Raw genomic sequence first — 1459 nt, forward strand, 5'->3', positions numbered from 1 at the left:
CCCCGTTACTATCTTCATGCCCCGATAATCGGGGCTTTGGCCAGCCAGGCCCGGCATGATTCCCGCCCCCAGTCGCCCATGATCCGGGGGGTGTTGTCACCGGGCCTGGTGGGTGGCTGGTGATCGCTAATAGGGGCTCGGCCAAGACTTTCTTGAGGCCGTCCGTAACGTGGATGCCGAGACTCGCCACCGAGGTTGCAGGCCAATTCGTTCACTCCGCACACATTCCGATGCAAGAAAACCAACAACATGACTCCGTCGACGTCTTCGTTGGCGTCGATGTCGGCAAAGGCCAGCATCACGCCGTCGCGCTCGATCGGACCGGAAAGCGCCTGTACAACAAAGCGCTGCCCAACGATGAGGCCAAACTGCGCGCCCTCATCAACGAACTCAAAGGGCACGGCCGACTCCTGTTCGTCGTCGATCAGCCCGCTACCATCGGTGCGCTGCCCGTGGCAGTCGCCCGCGACGAAGGCATCCTAGTCGCCTATTTGCCAGGGCTGGCCATGCGCCGCATCGCCGATCTGCACGCTGGCGAAGCCAAGACTGACGCCCGTGACGCAGCGATCATTGCCGAGGCCGCCCGGTCAATGCCTCACACCTTGCGCTCGCTGCGACTGGCTGATGAGCCGCTCGCCGAGCTCACGATGTTGTGCGGCTTCGATGACGATCTCGCCGCACAAATCACACAAACCAGCAACCGCATTCGCGGCCTGCTCACCCAGATCCATCCCGCACTGGAACGGGTTCTGGGACCGCGACTGGACCATCCGGCGGTGCTCGACCTGCTTGAGCGATATCCGTCACCCGCCGCGCTTGCCGCGACCAGCGAGAAGACGCTTGCCAACCGCCTGACCAAGCTCGCCCCGCGCATGGGCAAGAGCCTCGCTACCGAGATCGTTCAAGCACTCAGCGAGCAAGCGGTAGTCGTGCCCGGCACACAGGCTGCGACCATCGTTATGCCGCGCTTGGCCCAACAGCTCGCCGCCTTGCGGAAGCAACGCGACGAAGTTGCCGGCGAAGTCGAACGCCTGGTGCTTGCACACCCTCTTTGGCCGGTCCTGACTAGCATGCCGGGAGTCGGCGTCAGGACCGCCGCCAGGCTCCTTACCGAAGTCGCGCACAAAGCCTTCGCTTCGGCCGCGCATCTTGCTGCCTACGCCGGCCTCGCTCCGGTCACCCGACGCTCGGGCTCGTCTATCCGTGGCGAACACCCGTCCAGACGCGGCAACAAGGTGCTCAAGAGAGCGCTGTTCCTGTCCGCGTTTGCCGCCTTGCGAGACCCGATCTCCAAGGACTATTACGCTCGCAAAATCCAGCAGGGCAAGCGCCACAATCAAGCTCTCATCGCGCTCGCAAGACGGCGTTGCGACGTCCTGTTCGCCATGCTGCGCGACGGCACCTTCTATCAACCGAAATCCGCCCCTAATGCTTGACGAATCACATAGGGGCACCCCCC

1 protein-coding gene is annotated in these 1459 nt (G+C 63.4%); it reads left to right on the forward strand.

What is annotated here, in order from left to right; genetic code table 11:
• Nucleotides 1-230 precede the first annotated feature (230 nt).
• Nucleotides 231-1436 (forward strand): IS110 family RNA-guided transposase, encoded by a 1206-nt coding sequence (locus J3489_RS37175; RefSeq protein WP_207005767.1) that lies wholly within the window; start codon nucleotides 231-233, stop codon nucleotides 1434-1436.
• The last annotated feature ends 23 nt before the right edge of the window (nucleotides 1437-1459 follow it).

Origin of the sequence: Trinickia mobilis, from assembly GCF_017315705.1 — a bacterium.
Lineage (GTDB): Bacteria > Pseudomonadota > Gammaproteobacteria > Burkholderiales > Burkholderiaceae > Trinickia_A > Trinickia_A mobilis.

Bases quoted from the DNA above. Each gene is read 5' to 3' on its own strand.
- J3489_RS37175 (WP_207005767.1), top strand. From the start codon at position 231: ATGCAAGAAAACCAACAACATGACTCCGTCGACGTCTTCGTTGGCGTC.